General features: G+C 41.4%; 1 protein-coding gene. It reads right to left on the bottom strand.

The window, feature by feature from the left end; genetic code table 11:
* Nucleotides 1–65: 65 nt before the first annotated feature.
* Complete coding sequence (locus tag NG795_RS26805) at nucleotides 66–608, bottom strand: REP-associated tyrosine transposase (protein ID WP_367291663.1); 543 nt, start codon at nucleotides 606–608, stop codon at nucleotides 66–68.
* Between the last annotated feature and the right edge of the window lie 187 nt (nucleotides 609–795).

Below are 795 nucleotides of genomic sequence, written 5' to 3'. Positions count from 1 at the left end.
TCTTTTCAAGCCCCAGGCTAAAAATCCCTGAATGTAAAGCTTTCAGCCCTCATTCTTAACTTTTGTCAGTCAACCAGTTCCCGACCACAAGTTTCTAAATACCATCCCACACTACTTTCAGTCCAATCATAAGGAGACCGAACATAACCATGTTTAACAGGATTGTAATGAATGTAATTTAAGGTAGTATAATAATGCCGATCGCAGCGAATAGCCCGGTCCGAAAATTTATACCAAGTTTTGCGTTTTGCAGTTTTATCTTCTAAGTTCCACTGCCTTGATGTTATCCCATGAATTGACTTGAATAACTGACCAAGAGTGGTAAATTGATGAACATAAACTAATAGATGATAGTGGTTGGGGAGAATCACCCAACCTCTAATTTCAAATCCGTGGGTGATGAAATACTCGAAGATTAAATCGAGTAATTGTTGCCGACGAAAGGGGGTGGTTAGGTAGGGGTGATGGTGGTAGCAGGCGGCAGTTAGGAGATAAAAAGTTTGGAGGTCAATCGGATGAGGGGGTGCGTGAGGGGGGAATCCTTTTGCGACCCGTTCTATTACTAATTGTTTTCGTTGGTTGGGGGTGAGTTTTTGATACTCGTACATGGGTGGGGATGGGAAAAGAGGGATGGATGGATAACGACTGAAGTCGTTACTACGAACAATTAAGAACGACTGAAGTCGTTACTACGAACAATTAAGAACGACTGAAGTCATTACTACGAACAATTAAGAACGACTGAAGTCGTTACTACGAACAATTAAGAACGACTGAAGTCATTACTACGAACAA

The sequence above is a fragment of the Laspinema palackyanum D2c genome (assembly GCF_025370875.1).
Taxonomy (GTDB): Bacteria; Cyanobacteriota; Cyanobacteriia; order Cyanobacteriales; family Laspinemataceae; genus Laspinema; species Laspinema palackyanum.
Note: the sequence above shows the minus strand (reverse complement) of the source record. Positions and strands in the feature narration are given on the sequence as shown.